Genomic DNA, 19,893 nt, shown 5'->3' with positions numbered 1-19,893 from the left:
CACAGCCCGGTCGCGGGCCTATCATTTCGCGCTTATGTCCGCGTCCCTGCCCCCTGTGCTCGATGCCTGGCGCATGGTTGCGGCCAAGCGGCGCTTCGAAGGCCACCTGCCGCTGTCCGGGATGCCCCGGCTGCGGGAGAGCCTGATGAACGCCGAGGGTGACTGCCGCTTCGAGATGGAATTCGGCCGCGATGGGCTCGACCTGCCTTATGTCGAGATCCGCGCCGAAGCCGACCTGCCGCTGCAGTGCCAACGGACGCTGGAACGTTTCCTGCATCCGGTCCAGCTGGTCCAGCGTCTCGGCCTGATCACCGACGAGGCGCAGGAAGCCGCGCTGCCGGAGGACATGGAGCCGTTCCTGCTGCAAGCCGGCGGCGAGCTGCACCCGGCCGAGCTGGTCGAGGATGAACTCATCCTCGCCATCCCGGTGGTACCGATCGATCCGCGCTCGATGGAGGTCACGGCCGAATGGCCCGCCGACATCGGGGAAGAAGAAGTGAAACCGAACCCTTTCGCCGCGCTCGCCGCGTTGAAGGCACCGAAGAAGTAGTTGGAGATAGACCATGGCCGTCCAGAAGTCCCGCGTCACCCCGTCCCGCCGCGGCCAGCGCCGCTCGCACGACGCCCTCACCGCCAAGCAGCTGGCCACCGACCCGACCTCGGGCGAGACCCACCTGCGCCACCACGTGACCAAGGACGGCTACTACCGTGGCAAGAAGGTCATCGACGTGAAGTCCTCGGTGGTTGCCGAAGACTGAGGCCGGTGTCCGCCCTTCGGGGCGGCCCCCTCGGGACGTGCGCCCGCGGGCGTAAACGACCTATGCTGAACGCGGCGGGCCTGGTCCCGCCGCGCGCGTTTCTGACGTTCCCGCGCGCGGCGTCCGCCGGCGCCGGGACCCGTCGCAGAGAGGAATGACGATGGCCGTGTTTTCTCGTATCGCCGGTACCGGCAGTGCCCTGCCGGCGAAGATCCTGACCAACAAGGATCTCGAGCAGTTCGTCGAGACCAGCGACGAGTGGATCGCCAGCCGCACCGGCATCCGCCAGCGCCACGTCGTGGTCGAAGGCGAAACCACCTGCGACCTGGCCGAACGCGCCGCGATCGCCGCGATGGAAGCCGCCGGCGTCACCGCCGCCGAGCTCGACCTGATCATCGTCGGCACCACCACGCCCGACCTCATCTTCCCGTCCACGGCCTGCCTGCTGCAGCATCGCATCGGTGCCAACGGCTGCGCCGCGTTCGACGTCAACGCCGCCTGCTCGGGCTTCATCTTCGCGATGAGCGTGGCGGACAACTTCATCAAGGCGGGCAGCGCGAAGACGGTCCTGGTCGTCGGCGCTGAAACCTTGACCCGCATGCTGGATTGGTCCGACCGCAACACCTGTGTGCTGTTCGGCGACGGCGCCGGCGCGGTGATCCTCAAGGCCGATGCCGAGGCCGGCATCCTGTCCACGCACCTGCACGCGGACGGCGGCAAGAAGGAGCTGCTGTACAACCCGGTCGGCGTCTCGGTCGGCTTCAAGCCGGAAGAGAAGAACGCCGGCGTGCGCGTGCTGATGACCGGCAACGAGGTGTTCAAGCACGCGGTCAAGGCGCTCGACGCCGTCGTCGACGAGGCGCTCGCCGCCAACGGCCTGGACAAGCACGACCTCGACTGGCTGATCCCGCACCAGGCCAACCTGCGCATCATCGAGGCCACGGCCAAGCGCCTGGACATGCCGATGGACCGCGTCATCGTCACCGTGCACAAGCACGGCAACACGTCGGCCGGCTCGGTGCCGCTGGCGCTGGACGAAGCCGTGCGCTCCGGCAAGGTGCAGCGCGGCCAGCTGCTGCTGCTGGAAGCCTTCGGCGGCGGTTTCACCTGGGGCTCGGCGCTCATCCGCTACTGACGTTGCATGGCGCAGACGCGAGTCCAGCGGGTCGCCGATCCCGGGCGCATCGCCTGGCGTAAGACCTATTCCGACGGCGGCCGGCGGCGCCGCATCGCCGTGCTGCGCTGGGTCGCGCGTCGCCTTGGCGCCAACTCACTGCTGGCGCCGATCCCGCTCAGTCCTGAGCTCGCCTGCCGGACCGAACAGGCGATGATCCGCCGCCTGGCGACGCTGGGTGCGCGGGTCCCGCAGATACTGGAAATCGGCGACCGCGAGCTGCTGCTGTCCGACCTCGGCGCGACCCTGGCGGAAACCTGCCGCCGCGAACCCGACCCCGCGCGCCGGCGCGACCTGGTGTCGCAGGGCCTGGATGCGCTGCACGACCTGCACCGCCGCGGCGGTTACCTAAGCCAGGCCTTCGCCCGCAACCTCACAATCGACGCGCAGGGAATCGGCTTCATCGACCTGGAGGAGGATCCCGCGACCATGATGTCGCTCGCCGCCGCGCAGGCGCGCGATGTGCTGTTCTATGCGCACTCCACCGCGCGTTTCCTGACCGACCTGCCTGGCGAACATGCGCGCCTGCTGTCCGCGCACCTGGGCCGGGAATCGGACGAGACCCGGCGCGAAGTATCGCGCACCGCGGGCAAGCTGGCCTGGCTGGCGCCGCTCGCCCGGCCCTTCGGCGCCCGCGCCCGCGCCGTCGGCGAAGCGCTGCGCAGCCTGCGCACCGCCACCGCCTGACCCTACGCTTCGGTACAGACGCCGCGCCGCGCGCCTCGCGTATCATTCGCCCGTCCTGACAAACCCGTCGCGCCAAACCGCTCCGCAAAACGGATCCCCGATGAGCCAACACCTCGCCTTCGTTTTTCCCGGCCAGGGCTCCCAGTCCCTGGGCATGCTCGCCGACCTCGCCGCCGCGTTCCCGCAGGTGCGCGAGACGTTCGCCGAAGCCTCCGAAGGCGCCGGCCTGGACCTGTGGGCGCTGTCGCAGCAGGGGCCGGAAGAACAGCTCAACCAGACCGAGTTCACCCAGCCGGCGCTGCTCGCCGCGGGCGTCGCGGTGTGGCGCGCCTGGCAGGCGCAGGGTGGCGCGACGCCGGCGCTGCTGGCCGGCCACAGCCTGGGCGAATACGCCGCGCTGGTGGCCGCCGGTTCGATCAGCCTGGCCGATGGCGCGAAGCTCGTGCGCGAACGCGGCCGGCTGATGCAGTTGGCGGTGCCGGCCGGTACGGGTGCGATGGCCGCGGTGCTCGGCGCCGAAGACGCGCTGGTGGCGGAGGTCTGCGCCGCGGTCGCCGGCGACGGGGTGGTGGTGCCGGCGAACTACAACTCGCCCGGGCAGATCGTCATCGGCGGCAGCGCCGACGCGGTTGATCGCGCCCTGGCCGAACTGGCCGCGCGCGGCGTGCGCAAGACGGTCAAGCTGGCGGTGTCGGTGCCCTCGCACACGCCGCTGATGCGCGAAGCCGCGAATCGCCTGAGCGAAGTGATGAACGCGATGGCATGGCGCGAACCGGCGCTGCCGGTGGTGCAGAACGTCGATGGCGAAGTGCACGAGGGCGTGCAGTCGATCCGCGACGCACTGGTGCGCCAGCTCTACCTGCCGGTGCGCTGGACCGAATGCGTGCAGGCGCTTGCGGCGCGCGGCGCCACCCGGATCGCCGAATGCGGTCCGGGCAAGGTGCTGTCGGGCCTGGCCAAGCGCATCGACAAGTCGCTCGACGCGCGCGCGCTCGGCGCGCCGGCCGATTTCGAGGCTGCGCTGGCCGAGTGGAAGAACTGAGTTTTCCCGGATAAGGAAGAACCGATGAGCGACGTACTGAAAGGCGAGATCGTCCTGGTCACCGGCGCCAGCCGCGGCATCGGCGCCGCCATCGCCGACGAACTGGCGGCGCTCGGCGCCACCGTCATCGGCACCGCCACCAGCGACTCCGGCGCCGCCGCGATCGGCGAACGCCTGGCCGCGAAGGGCGGGGCAGGGCGCAAGCTCGACGTCGCCAGCAGCGCCGAGGTCGAAGCGGTGATCGAGGAAATCGGCAAGACCTTCGGCCCGGTCTCGATCCTGGTCAACAATGCGGGAATCACCCGCGACAACCTGCTGATGCGCATGAAGGACGAGGACTGGCAGGCCATCCTCGACACCAACCTCAGCTCGGTGTTCCGCACCTCGAAGGCGGTGATGCGCGGCATGATGAAGGCGCGCAAGGGCCGCATCATCAACATCGCCTCGGTGATCGGCGTCACCGGCAACGCCGGCCAGGCCAACTACGCGGCGGCCAAGGCCGGCATCATCGCCTTCAGCAAGTCGCTGGCCAAGGAGATCGGCAGCCGCGGCGTCACCGTCAACGTGGTCGCGCCAGGGTTCATCCAGACCGACATGACCAAGGACCTGCCGGAAGCCTCGCGCGAGGCCCTGGTCGGCCAGATCGCCCTGGGCCGCCTGGGCGAACCCTCGGATATCGCCAAGGCGGTGGCCTTCCTGGCCAGTCCGGCCGCGGCCTATATCACCGGCGAGACCCTGCACGTAAACGGCGGCATGTACATGCCCTAAGTCATTGGTTTGGCGGGATTTGAGCTAGAATTCCGCCACCCCATCCCAGCCGCGGCGTGACAGGCGCCCGCCGCGGCCGCCATTTGATTACAATGCGCCCGCAAACATCCGCTCCGGGAGGAGAACGATCCATGAGCAGCATCGAAGAACGCGTCAAGAAAATCGTCATCGAGCAGTTGGGCGTGAAGGAAGAGGAAGTCACCGTGAACGCCTCGTTCGTGGACGACCTCGGCGCCGATTCGCTGGACACCGTCGAGCTGGTCATGGCCCTCGAGGAAGAGTTCGAGTGCGAAATCCCGGACGAAGAGGCTGAGAAGATCACCTCGGTCCAGCAGGCCATCGATTACATCAAGGCCCACGTCAAGGCCTGATCGCCTGACGTAGCAGTACGCCGGGGCCGCGCTTGCGCGGCCCTGCGCGTTTCAGGCGCCGGTGCTGTACGCCGGCGCATGCGCGGACCTGCCGCGCGAACAGAATCCAGCGGAGTTGACCATGAGCCACCGTCGCGTCGTCGTCACCGGTATGGGCATCGTCTCGCCCATCGGCAACACCCTGGCCTCGGCCTGGGACAGCATCCAGGCCGGCCGCAGCGGCATCGGCCAGATCACCCATTTTGATGCCTCGGCCTACGCCACCCGCATCGCCGGTGAGGTGCGCGACTTCGACGCCAAGTCCTTCCTGCCGCCGAAGGACGTCAAGAAGATGGACACCTTCATCCACTACGGCCTGTCCGCCTGCTTCCAGGCCATGGACGACGCCGGGCTGGAAGTGACCGACGCCAATGCCGAGCGCATCGGCGCGATCATCGGCGCCGGCATCGGCGGCGTGCGCGGCATCGAGGAAACCGCCATCACCCTGCACGAGGGCGGTCCGCGCAAGGTTTCGCCCTTCTACGTGCCCAGCACCATCATCAACATGCTGCCGGGCCAGCTGACGATCATGAAGGGCATCAAGGGCCCGAACTTCTCGGCGGTGTCGGCCTGCGCCACCTCCAACCATTCCATCGGCATCGCCATGCGCATGATCCAGTACGGCGACGCCGACATCATGGTCGCCGGCGGCGCCGAACACGGCTGCACCCCGACCTCGGTCGGCGGCTTCTGCTCGATGAAGGCGATGTCCACCCGCAACGACGACCCCACGCGCGCCTCGCGCCCCTGGGACAAGGACCGCGACGGCTTCGTGCTCGGCGACGGCGCCGGCATCCTGATCCTGGAAGAGTACGAACACGCCAAGGCCCGCGGCGCGCGCATTTACTGCGAGCTGGCCGGCTTCGGCGCCAGCTCCGACGCCTTCCACATGACCGCGCCCAGCGAAAACGGCGACGGTGCGGCCCGCTGCATGCGCGCCGCGCTCAAGGACGCCGGCGTCAATCCCGACCAGGTCGGCTACCTCAACGCGCACGGCACCTCCACGCCGCTGGGCGACCTGGGCGAGACGATGGCGATCAAGTCGGCCTTCGGCGACCACGCCCGCGACATGATGGTCAGCTCGACCAAGTCCATGACCGGCCACCTGCTGGGCGCCGCCGGCGGCGTCGAGGCGGTGTTCTCGGTGATGGCCCTGCACACCGGCGTGATCCCGCCGACCATCAACCTGGACACCCCGGGCGAGGGCTGCGACCTCGACTACGTGCCGAACGTGGCGCGCCAGGCCAAGGTGGATGTCGCGGTGTCGAACGGCTTCGGCTTCGGCGGCACCAACGGCACCCTGGTGTTCCGGAAGCTCTGATCGTCCACCCGGCCGCGCCGCGATGCTGACCCGCGAGCTGCCCGCCGGCACCGACCTGCTGCGCCTGCAGTCCGCCGACCCGGCGGCCTTCCCGCTGCTGCTGGAAAGCGTGGCCGGCGGCAACGCGCTGTCGCGCTGGGACCTGCTGCTGTGCGGCGACGGCAGCGGCCTGCAGCTCGGTTCCGACGGCCGCGTCCGGCGGCTCGACGGCCGCGACGCCGGCGGCGATTTCCTCGCGGCCCTGGATGCCGACTGGCGCGCGGCGGCCTTGCCGCGCGGCGACGACGCGCTGCCGTTCCGCGGCGGCTGGGCCCTGTTCCTGGCCTACGAACTCGCCGCCCAGGTCGAACCCACGCTGCGCCTGCCGGCTGCACCCGGCCCGCTGCCGGTGGCCCTGGCCCTGCGCGCGCCGGCGGCGGTGCTGCGCGACCGCAGCACGGGCCGCTGCCTGGCGGTGGCCGAGCCGGGTGAAGCGGCGTGGTTCGAGCGCATCGAGTCGATCGCGGCCCGGCCGGTACCGGCGCCCGCCGCGTTCGCGTCGCCGGCGCTGGGCGAAGACGAGCCCGGGTGCTTCCTCGATGGTGTCGCCCGCATCCACGACTACCTGCGCGCCGGCGACGTGTTCCAGGTGAACCTCTCGCGCGCCTGGCGCGCCGAGTTCGACACCGCCCCGGACCCCGCGGCGGTCTACGACCGCCTGCGCCGCGCCAATCCCGCACCCTTCGCCGGCCTGCTGCGGTACGGCGACGCGGCCCTGCTCAGCTCCTCGCCCGAACGCCTGGTGTCGGTGCGCGGCCGCCGCGCCGAGACCCGCCCGATCGCCGGCACCCGGCCGCGCTTTCCCGGCGACGACGAGGCTGCGCGCATCCGCGACCTGGTCGGCAATCCGAAGGAGCGCGCCGAACACGTAATGCTGATCGACCTCGAGCGCAATGACCTGGGCCGCGTCTGCAAACCCGGCAGCGTGCGCGTGGACGAGCTGATGACGGTCGAGAGTTACGCCCACGTGCACCACATCGTCTCCAACGTCGGCGGCGAACTGCGCGATGGCGTGTCGCCCGGCGAGGTCATCCGCGCCGTGTTCCCCGGCGGCACCATCACCGGCGCGCCGAAGGTGCGCTGCATGGAGATCATCGCCGAGTTGGAAGGCGAAGGCCGCGGCCCTTATACCGGTGCGCTGGGCTACCTCAACCGCGACGGCGACCTCGACCTCAACATCCTGATCCGCAGCGCCTGGCTGCAGGGCAGGGAACTGCAGTTCCGCACCGGCGCCGGCATCGTGGTCGATTCCGATGCCGCGCACGAACTCGACGAAACCCGCGCCAAAGCGCGCGGCCTGCTGCGCGCGCTGGGAGCCGCCGGGTGAGCGCGCTGGCCACGGCGGTTTACCGCGGCCGCAAGCGTGTGGCCGCGCCGGATCCCGGCGACCGCGGCCTGGCCTATGGCCACGGCCTGTTCGAAACCGTGCTGGTGCATGCGCACCAGGCAGTCTGGTGGCCGGCGCACTGGTCGCGGCTGGCGCGAGGCGCCGCCGCCCTGGGCATCGGCATGCCGCAACGCGAATGGCTGGAGGCCGAGCTTGGCCCGCTGCTGTCGTCGGCGCCGGACAATGCCGTGCTCAAGCTGATCCTGACGCGCGGCGCCGGCGGCCGCGGCTACGCCGCCGATCCGGCGATCGAGCCGACCCTGGTGCTGAGCGTGCACGCCGAACCGCCCCGGTCGAACGGTCCGCTGGCGCTGCGCTGGTGCGAGACACGGATGGCGATCCAGCCGGCGCTCGCCGGTCTCAAGCACCTCAACCGCCTGGAGCAGGTGCTGGCGCGCGCCGAATGGCGGGACCCGGCGATCCAGGAGGGCCTGATGCTCGACACCGAAGGCCGCGTCGCCTGCGCCACCGCCGCCAACGTGTTCGCGCGCATCGGCGAGCGCTGGCTGACCCCGCCGGTGGACCGCCGCGGCGTCGCCGGCGTGGCCCGGGCCTGGGTGCTGGCGAATACGCCGGACGCCGCCGAAGCCGAGCTGTCGCCGGCCGACGTGGAGTCGGCCGAGGCGCTTTTCCTGTGCAATGCCGTGCGGGGTATCCTGCCGGTCGGCTGCCTGGGCGCAAGATCCTGGGCGCCGCATCCGGCGCTGGAGGACCTGCGCCGGCGACTGGGCCGGGATGAACCGGCGTTCGCTCCCGGGAGGTAGGTTTTGGCGAAGAAGTCCACGCATCGGGTGCTCAAGGCGCTGTTCGCGCTGAGCCTGCTGGCGGCCGTCGCGATCGGCGGCTGGCTCTGGCAGCGCTACCAGGGATTCGCCGGCACGCCGATCGCCCTGGCGGGGACCGAGCGCATTCTCGCGGTCGAGCGCGGCGACGGTTTCCAGGACATCCTGGGCAAGCTGCGCGCGCTGGGCGTGCAGGAAGGCAGCGACCTGGAGTGGAAGGCGCTGGCGCACGAAATGCAGGTGATCTCGCGGCTGCAGGTCGGCGACTACGCCATCCGCCACGGCATCACCCCGCGCGAGCTGCTGCTCAAGCTCGAAAGCGGCAAGGTGATCCAGCACCGCTTCACCATCGTCGAAGGCTGGAACCTGCGCGAACTGCGCGCCGCCCTGGCCAGGGACGAGGTGCTCGAACAGCGGGCCCGCGACATGGACGATGCCGCCCTGATGGCCGAACTCGGCCACCCCGGCAGGCACCCCGAGGGTCGGTTCCTGCCCGAGACCTACCACTTCACCCGCGGCCAGTCCGACCTGGACGTCCTGCGCCGCGCCGCCCTGGCCATGGACAAGGCATTGGCCGATGTCTGGGCGATGCGTGCCAAAGACGTGCCGCTGGAGACTCCGGAACAGCTGCTCATCCTGGCCTCGATCATCGAGAAGGAAACGGGCAAGGTCTCCGAGCGCCCGGAAATCGCCGGCGTGTTCAGCCGCCGCCTGAAGCTGGGCATGCGCCTGCAGACCGATCCGACCGTGATCTACGGCATGGGCAGCGCCTACGCCGGCAACATTCGCCGCAGCGACCTGACCACCGACACGCCCTACAACACCTACACCCGCGCCGGCCTGCCGCCGACGCCGATCGCGATGCCGGGCCGCGCCGCGCTGATGGCGGCGGCCCAGCCCGCCGACGGCGACGCGCTGTATTTCGTCGCGCGCGGCGACGGCAGCCACGTGTTCTCCGCCAGCCTGGCCGAGCACAACCGTGCCGTCGCCTGCCACCAGCTCAGGCGCTGCCGATGAGCCCGTCCGACAGCGGCCTGTTCATCAGCATCGAAGGCGGCGAAGGTGCCGGCAAGTCGACGGTCATCGCCGCGCTCAGCGACCTGCTGTCGGCCGACGGCCGCGAAGTCGTGCTGACCCGCGAGCCGGGCGGAACGCCCGAGGGCGAGGCGATCCGGGCGGTCCTGCTCGACCCCGGCAATCACGTCGTGCCCGAGGCCGAGCTGCTGCTGATGTTCGCTGCGCGCGCGCAACTGGTGCGCCGGCTGATCCGCCCGGCGCTGGCGCGCGGCGCCGCCGTGGTGGCCGACCGTTTCACCGATGCCAGCTACGCCTACCAGGGCGGCGGTCGCGGCCTGGAGATGGGCCGCATCGCGGAACTCGAACGCTGGGCCGCCGGCATCAGGCCCGACCTCACCTTCCTGCTCGACGTCGGTGTCGCCCAGGGCCTGGCGCGGGCCCGTTCGCGCGGAGGCGAGCCCGACCGCATCGAGCGCGAGCGCGAGGACTTCTTCGAACGCGTGCGCGCCGTCTACCTGGCGCGTGCGGCAGCCGAACCGGCGCGCTTCCGCGTCATCGACGCCAGCCAGCCCGCCGACGCGGTGCAGTCGGCGGTGCGCGCCGCCCTGACCGAATGGCTGCGCAGCCGATGAGCGCGCTCGCGCCCTGGCAGCAGCGTGTGCTCGACGGCGCCCTGGCGGCGCTGGCAGAAGGGCGGCTGGGGCACGCGCTGCTGTTCACCGGCGCACCGAAGATGGGCAAGGGCAGGGTCGCCGAGATGCTGGCGCGGCGCCTGCTGTGCGCCACGCCCGGCGCCGACGGCCTGGCCTGCGGCCGCTGCCGCGGCTGCCAGCTGTACTCCGCGGGCACCCATCCCGACCTCAGGACGGTCACGCTCGAGCTCAACGAGAAGACCGACAAGCTGCGCAGCGAGATCGTCGTCGAGCAGGTGCGCGAGCTCGGCGCCTGGTTTTCGCTGACGCCGCAGATGGGCGGCGCCCAGGTGGCGCTGATCCATCCGGCGCACGCGATGAATCTCAACGCTTCCAACGCCCTGCTCAAGACGCTGGAGGAACCCTCGCGCGAACGCTACCTGCTGCTGGTCACCGACCGGCCGGGCCGGCTGCCGGCGACCATCCGCAGCCGCTGCCAGCGCCTGGAGTTCCGTGCGCCCTCGCGCGCCGAGGCGCTGGCCTGGCTGTGCGCCGCCGGCCATCCGGAAAAGCTGGCGGAGCCGGCGCTGGAGGCCGCCCGCGGCCATCCGGGCCTGGCCGCCGACTGGCTGGCCGAAGGCGGGCTGGAGCTGCGGCGCGGGGTCGCGGCCGATCTGAACGCCGTGGCGGCGGGCAAACAGCCGGCGGTGGAGCTGGCCCAGCGCTGGCTCGCCGACGAGCAGGCCGAGCTGCGCCTGCGCTTCGCCGCCGAGCTGGCCCTGGACGGTGCCGCCCACCGGCTGGCCGGCGCGACGGCGCCGGGCTTGACCCTGCCCGGCGATTTCCAGAAGCTCAGTGCCTGGTACGACGGCATCAACCGCGCCCGCGAGCAGCTGGGCGTTCCGGCCCTGCGGCACGATCTCGCCCTGGCCGGGCTGCTGCTCGAATGGCGTAGCCTATTCAACGATCCAGGGATGCAGGGAGCACGGCGATGATCGGTGGCGCAGGCGCAAGGCAGGGCATCCTCTCCCTGGCGATCAAGGACAAGGCGGCGCTGTACAACGCCTACATGCCCTTCGTGAAGGGCGGCGGCATCTTCGTGCCCACGACCAAGCGCTACGCGCTGGGCGACGAGGTCTTCATCCTGCTGTCGCTGATGGAGGAGAAGGACCGCCTGCCGGTGGCCGGCAAGGTCGTCTGGATCACGCCCGCGGGCGCGCAGGGCAACCGCAGCGCCGGCATCGGCGTGCAGTTCGCCGATACCGCCGAGGCCGAGCAGGTGAAGGGCAAGATCGAAACCTTCCTGGCCGGCACGCTCGAGGCCGACAAGCCTACGCATACGATGTGAACGTGCTGCCCGACGCAGTGCGAAGCGAAGGCCCCGGCGAACCCGGGGCCTTCGTGTTTCCTGGGTTCAGCCGATCCGGCCGCTGGCCCAGAGACCCAGCACCAGGCCGGCCGTCGCCAAGGCCATGGCACCGGCGGCGATCAGGCGACCGCGGCGCCGTGCGCGGGCATGGCGTTCCGCGGCAGCCGGGTCGGTGGCGATCTCCCGCGCCGTGCGGCGCGCGACGATGCGCGGCAGCCAGACGCCGCAGGCCCAGGTGATCGCGAGCATGAAGCCGACCGACAGCGCCAGGTGCGGAATCCAGCCCGGTACCTTGGCCAGCGCCACGATACCCAGGCTGAAGCCGATCGTGATCAGGCTGGTGAACACGGCATAGGCAATCACCTGGCGCTTCTCCCGGCGGTCGAACGGGTCGCGCAGCAGATGGCGCACGCCGAACCAGATGCCCCACAGGCCTCCGGCGATTCCCGCGAACGCGCCTCCCAGGGCGCCCATGCCGATCTTGGTCGCGCCATGCGCCGCACCCAGAGCGCCGGCGCCGAAGGCGGTGGCCGCCGCGGCCGGCGGCGCGCCCACCATCAGCATCGCGGCCACGGCGGCGGTGAAGCCGGCGCCGGGCGCGGTGGATTTCGCGAACTCGCCCAGGCGCTGCAGCAGCTCCTCGCGCACGCGCTCGCGGGCGCGGGACAGGCGCTTGCGCACCGCCGCATCCTGCAGGCCGAGCAGGCCGGCGACCTGGCGCGAGCTCTGGCCTTCCCGGTAGTAGAGCAGCAGCACCTCGCGCGATTCCTCCGGCAGGCTGTCGATCACCGCCGCGGCGATGGCGTGGTCCTGCGCTTCGGCCAGGTGCTCGGACGGCCCGGGCTGCGGGTCGGCCACGGAGGCGATCAGCGCCTCGATGTCGCCGCCCGGGTTGGCGCGGTGGTGCTGGGCCCGCAGGTGGTCGCGGGCGAGGTTGCGGGTGATCTGGCGCAGCCAGGGCAGAAAGCTCGCCGGATTGTTGAGCCGGCGCAGGTTCTGCCAGGCGCTCAGGAAAGCTTCCTGCGCGATGTCCTCGCTGGCGGGCACGTCGCGGACGATGGCCAGGGCGATGCTGGTCACGGTGCTCTGGCAGCCCGCGACGATGCGGCCGTAGGCATCCCGGTCGCCGCGGGCAGCGGCCGGCAGGTGGGTGTGGACCAGGGTTTCGAGGACTTGGGTATTCATGGCGCGCTCCGGGACGATGTTATCCCGGAGACGCCTGGAGGCGGCGGATGTGACCGGCGACCTTATTCCGGCGCGGTTCCGTACTTGGAGCGCATGAAGTTCACGTACAGCCAGCCGTAGCGCTGATACCAGTCGCGCTCACCGAAATGTTCGGCCTCGCACTGGCCCAGCTTCTTCATCGAGCGGTCGATCTCGAACAGGTAGTCGTTGGCCTTGCGGGTGTACGTGCGCTTGAGGTCGGCCACCGCCTGTTCGATCTGGGGTTTGCCGCCCAGGGACCAGGACAGGCCCATCACGCCATGGACGCCCGAACTGGAGTCGCCGAACGCCATCGCCGAATTGGCCATGCGGACGTTGGCGGCGGTGATGCAGCGCGCCCGTTCGATGTAGAAACGGTTGAAATCGATGGCGCGCACCGCGTCGCCGTAACAGCGCATGCAGTCTTCGGATTCGGCGCACTGCGACGGCACCGTGGGGCCGGCATCGGCCTGGTAGTTGGAGCCGCAGTCCGCTTCACGCGCATCCAGCGACTCCCACTGGTCCATCAGGTCCTGGCCCTTCTGGTAGGCATCGTAGCCGTCGTTGATGTCCGACAGCAGTTCGTCGACGGCCTCGTTGGCGTCGCCCGAATCGTCGTCGCCGTCATCGTCATCATCATCGTCATCATCGTCATCATCGTCACCGAAGCCGCTCAGCGAGGTTCCGGTAGGCGACGCGGCGGCCGGGACCTGCACCAGCAGGCTCAGCACCAACAGGGCAAGCAAGCAGTGGCGGAGCTTCATGCGCGTTTCCTCCTCAGGACCACGACCGCCAGCAGCGCGATGCCCACCAGCAGCAGCCCGGCGATCACCCACAGCACCAGCGAGCCCCAGTCGCGCGTGCCGCCCTCGAATTCGCTGGCCTTGACCACGACCGGACGCATCTCCGGCTTGACCTCGTCACCCACCCAGACCAGCAGGCGATAGGGCGTGCCGGCTTCCCTGGCGGAGACCGTGATCTGGAACTCGCTTTCAGTCCGGATATGGAACTTGAGGACGTCGCCGGTGGTCTCGCCCTGGCGCAGCGGCTGGTTCCAGGCGTACTTGGACAGCTGCAGGTCGAGCGCATCGCCGTCCCGGGTCGGCCGGAGCGCGATCGTCACGGGCATCATCATGGTGAGCTTGTCGACCAGGAAGCGGTGGCCGTCGGGACCGGCCTTGCCCTTCACCACTACGGCACGGCCGTGTTTCAGGCCGTCCATGGGCTTGGGGTCGAGGCGGATGATGCTGGGCGCCGCCGGCGCAGGCGCCTGGGCGTTCGCCAGCGGCACAACAAGCAGAAGGCCGAACAGGAGGACACGGAGCGGGGAACCCATGCGCATCGTCGTCATCTCAGCCCCGGGAACCTAAGCCCTTTAACGGAATGACGGGGCCCGCGCGGTCATCGCGCGGGCCCGTTGCGGCGTCCTCAGCGGCAGCTCTTGCGCTGCGACAGCAGAGCGGTGGCGCGCGACTGCACCCAGGCGCCCGACAGCGGCGCCAGCAGCGGCGCGTTCACCCCGATCTGGCTCAGGCCCCGCTGGCCATCCTGCGCATTGACGCCGATCTGCCGGGTCAGCGTGCCGGTGAGCCGCGAGGCCGTGGCGCGGTGACCGCACAGCGCACAGAACCCCGACAGCTGTTCCAGCGGCACGGTCGTGGCGGCTTCGTTCCAGGCCTTGGCGCCGATCAGCCAGCGCGGCACGCCATTGCCGTCGTAGACGTAGGGAATGTAGATCTCCTGGTCCGGCTCGAACTGCGCGCTGTAGCCGAAACCGTTGAGGCTGGGCGAATACCAATGGCCGGTCGCATCCAGCGGCGCGCCCTCGGAGGTCGGGCAACCGCCGCCGCCCAGGCGCACCATGGACTCGCTGCCGCTCTCGCCGTCGACGTTGTAGGAGAACACCATCGTCGTGGCATTGACCGGTGTCACCACCATGTCGCCGACAACGGTGGCGGTCGTCGCGCTGCCGTTCCAGCCGACCCGGAACAGCGGCGCGCTCCAGTTGCGGCTGCCGCCCGGGGCAGCGGCCTGGGAGTAGTACCAGGTCGGCGTTCCGTCCTGCAGGTAGGTGTACCAGACGGCCACCCACTGGTCGGGCGCGCCGCCCGCTGGACCGGCGAAGTCGATGAACACGCCATGGCCCGAACGGTCCGGGTTGTAGTACTGGCCGCTGCGGAAGGCCGGAGCGATCGTGTTGGCCGATATCCAGGCCGTGACGGTGGCGGACTGGAAGGGCGGCGTGGATGTGCCTGGCCGGGTGAGGGCGATCATCCACCGGGTCGGGAAACGTTCGTCGTGCGGGATCACCAGCTCCTTGGTCAGGCTGGCGCCGGTGTCGGAAACCTGGGGCGCGAACCGCGCGGTGCCGGGGCCGATCAGCGACGTGCCCGCCTCCAGCCCGCTGACCGGCGCGGCATGCACATCCACGTCCGACGCCGCGGTGACGCGGATGCGGAACTCGGTGGCGTGCGGCGGCACGGTGAAATAAAGCCGCCCTTCGTCCGGGAAGCGGTCGTCGGACAGCGAGCGGGTCGAGGCCGGAACGACGACGGTGGCCGGCACGTTGTCGGCGAGCACGCGCGCTTCCGGAATGAAATCGCGGCGGGTCAGGGTCAGGTCGCGCGTTCCGACGATCACGCCGGGGGAGGACTCCACCACCACCCGTACCGGCAGGGACGTGTTCGAGCCCACCGGCAGCGCGTCCCAGATCAGCCGGGCCTTCAGCGTCGCGCCGGCGGGCGCCAGCGTCGGTCCGGTGACGATGATGCTGCCGCCGCCGGTGAACTCGGCGCGCCAGCGCGCATTGGTCAGCGCCGGCAGGCCGGTGAACGTCAGATCGAGGTGGCCGCGGCTGGTGGCGATGTGGCGGCTGTCGGTGTCGGCGGCCCGGAACCACTGGGCGGCCACCGGCATGGTCTGGCCCAGGCTGCGCGCGACATCGGCGTCGGCAAGGCCGCAGGCCTGGTTGGCGCAGTCCGCACGCACGACGTTGGGATTGGAGAAGGTGAGCGCCTGGGTCTGGCTGCCGTTGCGGTAGGCCATCACGGTGTAGAAGCCATTGCCGCCGGGCGGCGTGTGCCGGTAACCGTGGGAATAGCTGTGGGCGCCGTCGCGCTCGGGGCTGGTTTCGATGTCGTGGTTCTGGCCCAGGTTGTGTCCGATTTCATGGGCGATGGTGCGGTCGGAGCAGAACGAGCCGCCATCGTTGCCGTGGCTGGCGACGAAGTAGCCGTAATCGGCATAACCCGCGATGTTGTTGCCCAGGTAGCCGCCGACCCAGCCGTTTCCGCAGCTGCCGTTGTCCGCATTCACGTAGCGCCGCACCAGGCCGACGATGTCGGCGCCGTGGCGATGCCGCAGCGTCGCCAGCCGCAGCGAAACCGGATGCGAGTCGATCCGGCGCCAGTAGGTGATCAGATCCAGTGCGCCGGCATTGCTGCCGTTGTCGGGAAAGTCCACGCGCTCGGTCGCGACCAAGCGGAAACGGGCGGCGAGGCCGGCGTTGGCCAGCGCCTGGTTGCCAACATCGATGCGGTTCTGCAGCAGGGCCACCGTGGCGTCGTCGCTGCCGACATAGGTGGCCAGGCCGCCGGTGTAGGCCAGCATCACGTCAATGTCGCCGGCATCGGCCTGGATCACCGGGTCGGCAGAGCCATCGGGGCCCCGGGCCGCCGCGGCGACGGACTCGCGCCGCTGCCGCTCGAAGGCCCTCACCTCGTCCAGGTCCGGACGCATGGCGTCGTCTACCTGGGGCTCCGAGGACTGGCCGATCAGCAGCGCCTGGTCTTCGAGCAGGCGCGTGCGGCCGCCGACGGTTTCCAGCTGCAGCAGGCTGCCGTCGGGGCGCGGGACGCGCCCGAAGGCGCCGGAGGCACCGACCGTCAGCACGGCTTCCTGTCCCACCGGTGCACCGGCGGCACGGCCGACCCAGGTCGTCAATCCGTTGCGGTGTTCGACGTAGGAGACCCGGCGGAAGCGCAGCTCGCCACCGTCAGGGTCGGCCAGCACCAGCTCGGCGCCGGGGCGCGATGCCGCGCGCACGGCGGCGGCGTCCACGGCCACGGGCTTGAAGTAGAGCAGGCCGTCGCGACTCTCTCCGGGCACCAGCTTCAGCGCGCGCGCAGGGGCGGCGGCACTGGCGGCACCGGCATCGCCGGCGGGCAGGGCGGACAGGGAAACGAAGGCCAGCAGTGCGCCCAGCGGGAAGCGGAACGGAAGGGTGGACATGGCTGCGTTCTCAGGACCCGGACGCCCCGATCTTTGCACGCGTTCCGCCCCGTCTCAAGGCGCGGCGGCGGTGCCGTTCAGGACATCAGCGAGCGCAGCAGCAGACCGCCGGCGACGATCACGACGATGAACAGGAGCGCCATCCGCAGGCGCGACACGCGGGCCGTCGGGCTGGTCGCGGGCGCCTCCCGGAAGCTCAGGTTCCCGGGCAGGTAGGAGTTGTCGCGGGTGGCTTCCAGCAGGCCCGCGGCGTGAAGGATCTCGCGCGCCGGCTTGAAGTCGTCGGGCTTGATCACCCACAGCGCCGGCTGCTGGCTCGGGTCGTGGTTCTTGTTGCTGTAGCTGAATTCGCGCCGGCTGACGCCCTTCCAGCTGCGGCCGCCGGTGATCTTGGTGGCGATGCCGGCCTCGTTGAGCAGTCGCTCGACGTTTTCGACGTTCTCGAGCCGCACGGACGTGAAGACCTGGCGCATCAGCGGGCCTCCGGGCTTTCGGGCAGCACGCGGATCAGGCCTTCCTGCGCCGTGGAGGCCACCAGCTTGCCGTCGCGCGTGTAGATCATGCCGCGTGACAGGCCGCGCGCGCCCTGGGCGCTGGGGCTGTCGAGCGAATACAGCAACCAGTCGTCGGCGCGGAAGGGGCGGTGGAACCACATCGCGTGGTCGAGCGAGGCCATCTGCACGTTCGGCTGGTAGTAGCTGATGCCGTGCGGGAAGGTCGCGGTACCCAGCAGGTGGAAATCGGAGGCGTAGGCCAGCAGCGCCTGGTGCAGCACCGGCGAATCGCCGACTTCGCCGCTGAGGCGGAACCACACCTGCTGGAAGGGCGGGCGCTTGGGCGGCCGCACTTCGTCGCGCGGGTAGACCGGGCGGATCTCGAACGGCCCCATGCGCGACAGCCAGCGCTGGGCCTTGGCCGGCAGTTGGGCGAGCTGTTCGGGCGAGGGTGCCGGCACCGGCTCGATGTCCTCGGGGCGCGGAACTTCCGGCATCGACAGCTGGTGCTCGTTGCCCGGTTCCGGGTCCTGGAACGAGGATGCGAACACGAAGATCGGCTTGCCGTGCTGGATCGCCGTGACGCGCCGCACCGAGAAGCTGTTGCCGTCGCGCGAGCGGTCCACGTCGTAGACGATCGGGTGCTCGACGTCGCCAGCGCGCAGGAAGTAGGCGTGGATCGAGTGAACGTGCCGCGCCGCGTCCACGGTCTGCTGGGCCGCCGAAAGGGCCTGGCCCAGCACCTGCCCGCCGAACACGTACTTGGTGCCGATGTCGCGGCTCTGGCCGCGGAACAGGTTGTCCTCGAGGCGCTCGAGGCGTAGCAGGTCGACCAGTTCGGCGACGACGGGTGCGGTCATGGGAACTCCGGAGGGACGCCGCGGATTATAGCCGCCGCGACCGCAGCCGGGGTCAGGGCCGGATCCGCTCCAGCGCCACGGCGTCGAGCACGCGCGACCAGGGAAAACGCGGGCCCGGATCGCGTTTGCGGAACACCAGCTGGTGCAGGTTGTCGCTGGACGGGACCCGGTCCTGGTCCAGGTCCTCGTGGCCGGCGATGAACTCGAGGCTCGGGATGTCCCGGCGCAGGCGCGCGAGCAGGGCCAGCAGCGCGGCCACCTGCGCGTCGGTATAGGGCTCGTCCATGGCCTGTCGGCGCGAATCGAGCCAGTCGGGATAGCGGCCCGCGTTCACCAGCTCGATGCCGATCGAACGTTCGTTGTAACCCTTGGTGTGGTGCGCCACGCGCTCGGGCGCCACGAACACGTGGATGCTGCCGTCGCGGTCGATGTAGTAATGGCCGCTGTTGCCGGTGCGGCTGCCGTAGATCTCGCGTTCGCCGAACTCGCGGGCCAGTGCCAGGTCGGGCAGCTCGGTGCAGTGGATGACGACCAGGTCGACGTTCGCCAGGGGACGCGCCTCGAGCCGCTGCTCGTAGGGCAGCGGCCAGGCGTTGATCACGGGGTCTGGCGGCAGGTCCGGGGTCATGGCCCATGCTAACATTCGCGGCCTTTCCGGAGCCTTCTGATGCCCCTTCCCGCCGACTCCGCGCTCGGTGCCCTGATGGCCACGCTGCCGCGTCCCGGCCAGGTGCAGTGGATCGGGCTGCGCCCGGCCCGCGACGTGGCCATGCGGGCCGTGGCCGGGGTCGAGGCGATCGCGGGCCGGGGCCTGGTCGGCGACCGTTACGCCAGCGGCAGCGGCAAGCGCGGGATCACGCTGATCCAGGCCGAGCATCTGCCGGTGATCGCGGCGCTCAGTGGCCACGATTCCGTCGCCCCGGCTCTGCTCCGGCGCAACGTGGTGGTGTCGGGCATCCCGTTGGTCGCGCTCAAGGGCCGGCGCTTCCGCATCGGCCAGGCCCTGTTCGAGGGCACCGACGACTGCGATCCGTGTTCGCGCATGGAAGCGGCGCTGGGCCCGGGCGGCTACAACGCGATGCGCGGCCATGGCGGCCTGTGCGCGCGCATCCTCGAGGGCGGCATGATCGCCGTCGGCGACAGCGTGCAGCCGGTGGCGGCCGCATGAGCGGCCACGTCATCATCTCCCACGGCCTCGACAGCGGCCCGGACGCCAGCAAGGCGACGGCACTGGCCCGGGTCGCGGGCCAGCTGGGCTGGACCCACGAACGCCCCGACTACCGCGACCTGGACGTGCTCGGCCCGCTGGGCGACGTCGCCGGCCGCATCCTGCGCCTGGGGGCTCGCGCGCACGCCAGCACCCGCAAGCCGCTGGTCCTGGCCGGCTCGAGCATGGGCGCCTACGTTTCCGCGCACGTGTCGCGCGAGGTGCCGGTGGCGGGGCTGTTCCTGATGGCGCCGCCGATCGCGCTGGAAACCACGCCGCGTTACCTCAAGGCCGCGATGGTGCCGACGCGCATCGTGCACGGCTGGGAGGACGAACTGATTCCCGCGATGGACGTGGTGCGCTGGGCGCAGCGCCGCCAGGACACCCTGGTGATGGTGCCCGACAGCCACCGCCTGGCCGCGCACGTGGAGTTCTGCGCCGAAGAGTTCGGCCGCTTCCTGCAGATGCTGGGATGACCGCTGCGCCCGCACGCGGCCGGTGGCGCCGTCCGAT

General features: G+C 70.6%; 23 protein-coding genes. 16 read left to right on the top strand and 7 right to left on the bottom strand.

All coding sequences use genetic code 11. The features are described from left to right. The first annotated feature begins 34 nt into the window (after positions 1 to 34). The 14 genes from E1B00_RS04690 to E1B00_RS04625 all read left to right on the top strand — a co-directional run bounded on the left by E1B00_RS04690 (position 35) and on the right by E1B00_RS04625 (position 11,365). Positions 35 to 550 (top strand): YceD family protein, encoded by a 516-nt coding sequence (locus E1B00_RS04690; RefSeq protein ID WP_139446182.1) that lies wholly within the window; start codon positions 35 to 37, stop codon positions 548 to 550. A gap of 13 nt (positions 551 to 563) precedes the next feature. Continuing rightward, the gene (rpmF, locus tag E1B00_RS04685; RefSeq protein ID WP_139446180.1) at positions 564 to 758 is read left to right on the top strand and encodes a 50S ribosomal protein L32; all 195 of its coding nucleotides are present in this window, start codon (positions 564 to 566) and stop codon (positions 756 to 758) included. Positions 759 to 912: 154 nt separating this feature from the next. After that, complete coding sequence (locus E1B00_RS04680) at positions 913 to 1,893, top strand: beta-ketoacyl-ACP synthase III (protein ID WP_139446179.1); 981 nt, start codon at positions 913 to 915, stop codon at positions 1,891 to 1,893. Positions 1,894 to 1,899: 6 nt separating this feature from the next. Then, positions 1,900 to 2,619, top strand: coding sequence for a BUD32 family EKC/KEOPS complex subunit (locus tag E1B00_RS04675; protein WP_139446178.1), 720 nt, complete (start codon positions 1,900 to 1,902; stop codon positions 2,617 to 2,619). A 100-nt stretch (positions 2,620 to 2,719) separates the two neighbouring features. Further along, positions 2,720 to 3,661, top strand: coding sequence for an ACP S-malonyltransferase (fabD, locus tag E1B00_RS04670; protein WP_139446175.1), 942 nt, complete (start codon positions 2,720 to 2,722; stop codon positions 3,659 to 3,661). A gap of 24 nt (positions 3,662 to 3,685) precedes the next feature. After that, complete coding sequence (fabG, locus tag E1B00_RS04665) at positions 3,686 to 4,429, top strand: 3-oxoacyl-ACP reductase FabG (protein WP_139446173.1); 744 nt, start codon at positions 3,686 to 3,688, stop codon at positions 4,427 to 4,429. A 131-nt stretch (positions 4,430 to 4,560) separates the two neighbouring features. Continuing rightward, a complete protein-coding gene (gene acpP, locus E1B00_RS04660; protein WP_034210536.1) occupies positions 4,561 to 4,800 on the top strand; it encodes an acyl carrier protein in 240 nt (79 codons plus the stop codon). 121 nt (positions 4,801 to 4,921) lie between these two features. Further along, entirely contained in the window at positions 4,922 to 6,160 is a 1,239-nt protein-coding gene (gene fabF, locus E1B00_RS04655; protein WP_139446171.1) for a beta-ketoacyl-ACP synthase II, read from the top strand. 22 nt (positions 6,161 to 6,182) lie between these two features. Next, complete coding sequence (locus E1B00_RS04650; protein ID WP_139446169.1) at positions 6,183 to 7,526, top strand: aminodeoxychorismate synthase component I; 1,344 nt, start codon at positions 6,183 to 6,185, stop codon at positions 7,524 to 7,526. After that, entirely contained in the window at positions 7,523 to 8,350 is an 828-nt protein-coding gene (pabC, locus tag E1B00_RS04645; RefSeq protein WP_246048472.1) for an aminodeoxychorismate lyase, read from the top strand. Before E1B00_RS04650 ends, pabC begins: the two co-directional genes overlap by 4 nt. Before the next feature lie 3 nt (positions 8,351 to 8,353). Further along, entirely contained in the window at positions 8,354 to 9,385 is a 1,032-nt protein-coding gene (gene mltG / locus E1B00_RS04640; protein WP_246048470.1) for an endolytic transglycosylase MltG, read from the top strand. After that, on the top strand, positions 9,382 to 10,017 hold the full coding sequence (gene tmk / locus E1B00_RS04635) for a dTMP kinase (protein WP_139446168.1): 636 nt from the start codon (positions 9,382 to 9,384) through the stop codon (positions 10,015 to 10,017). The genes mltG and tmk overlap by 4 nt, the downstream gene beginning before the upstream one ends. Next, a complete protein-coding gene (locus E1B00_RS04630; protein ID WP_139447704.1) occupies positions 10,014 to 11,012 on the top strand; it encodes a DNA polymerase III subunit delta' in 999 nt (332 codons plus the stop codon). The genes tmk and E1B00_RS04630 overlap by 4 nt, the downstream gene beginning before the upstream one ends. Further along, the gene (locus E1B00_RS04625) at positions 11,009 to 11,365 is read left to right on the top strand and encodes a PilZ domain-containing protein (RefSeq protein ID WP_139446166.1); all 357 of its coding nucleotides are present in this window, start codon (positions 11,009 to 11,011) and stop codon (positions 11,363 to 11,365) included. The genes E1B00_RS04630 and E1B00_RS04625 overlap by 4 nt, the downstream gene beginning before the upstream one ends. A gap of 66 nt (positions 11,366 to 11,431) precedes the next feature. Here the strand turns inward: E1B00_RS04625 and E1B00_RS04620 are convergent, their stop codons facing one another. From E1B00_RS04620 to E1B00_RS04590, 7 genes are all read right to left on the bottom strand, one after another. Then, entirely contained in the window at positions 11,432 to 12,571 is a 1,140-nt protein-coding gene (locus tag E1B00_RS04620) for an RNA polymerase sigma factor (RefSeq protein WP_139446165.1), read from the bottom strand. 62 nt (positions 12,572 to 12,633) lie between these two features. Next, positions 12,634 to 13,353 (bottom strand): hypothetical protein, encoded by a 720-nt coding sequence (locus E1B00_RS04615; protein WP_139446163.1) that lies wholly within the window; start codon positions 13,351 to 13,353, stop codon positions 12,634 to 12,636. Further along, positions 13,350 to 13,925, bottom strand: coding sequence for a hypothetical protein (locus tag E1B00_RS04610; RefSeq protein WP_139446162.1), 576 nt, complete (start codon positions 13,923 to 13,925; stop codon positions 13,350 to 13,352). The genes E1B00_RS04615 and E1B00_RS04610 overlap by 4 nt, the downstream gene beginning before the upstream one ends. A 92-nt stretch (positions 13,926 to 14,017) precedes the next feature. Then, a complete protein-coding gene (locus E1B00_RS04605; RefSeq protein ID WP_139446160.1) occupies positions 14,018 to 16,819 on the bottom strand; it encodes a reprolysin-like metallopeptidase in 2,802 nt (933 codons plus the stop codon). Between the two features lie 77 nt (positions 16,820 to 16,896). Beyond that, on the bottom strand, positions 16,897 to 17,292 hold the full coding sequence (locus E1B00_RS04600; RefSeq protein WP_139446159.1) for a pathogenicity-like protein: 396 nt from the start codon (positions 17,290 to 17,292) through the stop codon (positions 16,897 to 16,899). Beyond that, positions 17,292 to 18,173: an acyl-CoA thioesterase II gene (gene tesB / locus E1B00_RS04595; protein WP_139446157.1), complete on the bottom strand. Its 882-nt coding sequence runs from the start codon at positions 18,171 to 18,173 to the stop codon at positions 17,292 to 17,294. The genes E1B00_RS04600 and tesB overlap by 1 nt, the downstream gene beginning before the upstream one ends. Before the next feature lie 52 nt (positions 18,174 to 18,225). Then, a complete protein-coding gene (locus E1B00_RS04590) occupies positions 18,226 to 18,816 on the bottom strand; it encodes an N-acetylmuramoyl-L-alanine amidase (RefSeq protein WP_246048467.1) in 591 nt (196 codons plus the stop codon). 24 nt (positions 18,817 to 18,840) lie between these two features. Here E1B00_RS04590 and E1B00_RS04585 point away from each other — a divergent pair, with 24 nt between their 5' ends. Both E1B00_RS04585 and E1B00_RS04580 read left to right on the top strand, forming a co-directional pair. Then, the gene (locus E1B00_RS04585; RefSeq protein WP_176693120.1) at positions 18,841 to 19,341 is read left to right on the top strand and encodes an MOSC domain-containing protein; all 501 of its coding nucleotides are present in this window, start codon (positions 18,841 to 18,843) and stop codon (positions 19,339 to 19,341) included. Then, entirely contained in the window at positions 19,338 to 19,856 is a 519-nt protein-coding gene (locus E1B00_RS04580; protein WP_139446153.1) for an alpha/beta hydrolase, read from the top strand. Before E1B00_RS04585 ends, E1B00_RS04580 begins: the two co-directional genes overlap by 4 nt. Positions 19,857 to 19,893: the final 37 nt, after the last annotated feature.

The organism is Arenimonas terrae, assembly GCF_006265115.1.
Lineage (GTDB): Bacteria > Pseudomonadota > Gammaproteobacteria > Xanthomonadales > Xanthomonadaceae > Arenimonas > Arenimonas terrae.
This window is presented reverse-complemented; position numbering and strand designations above follow the sequence as displayed.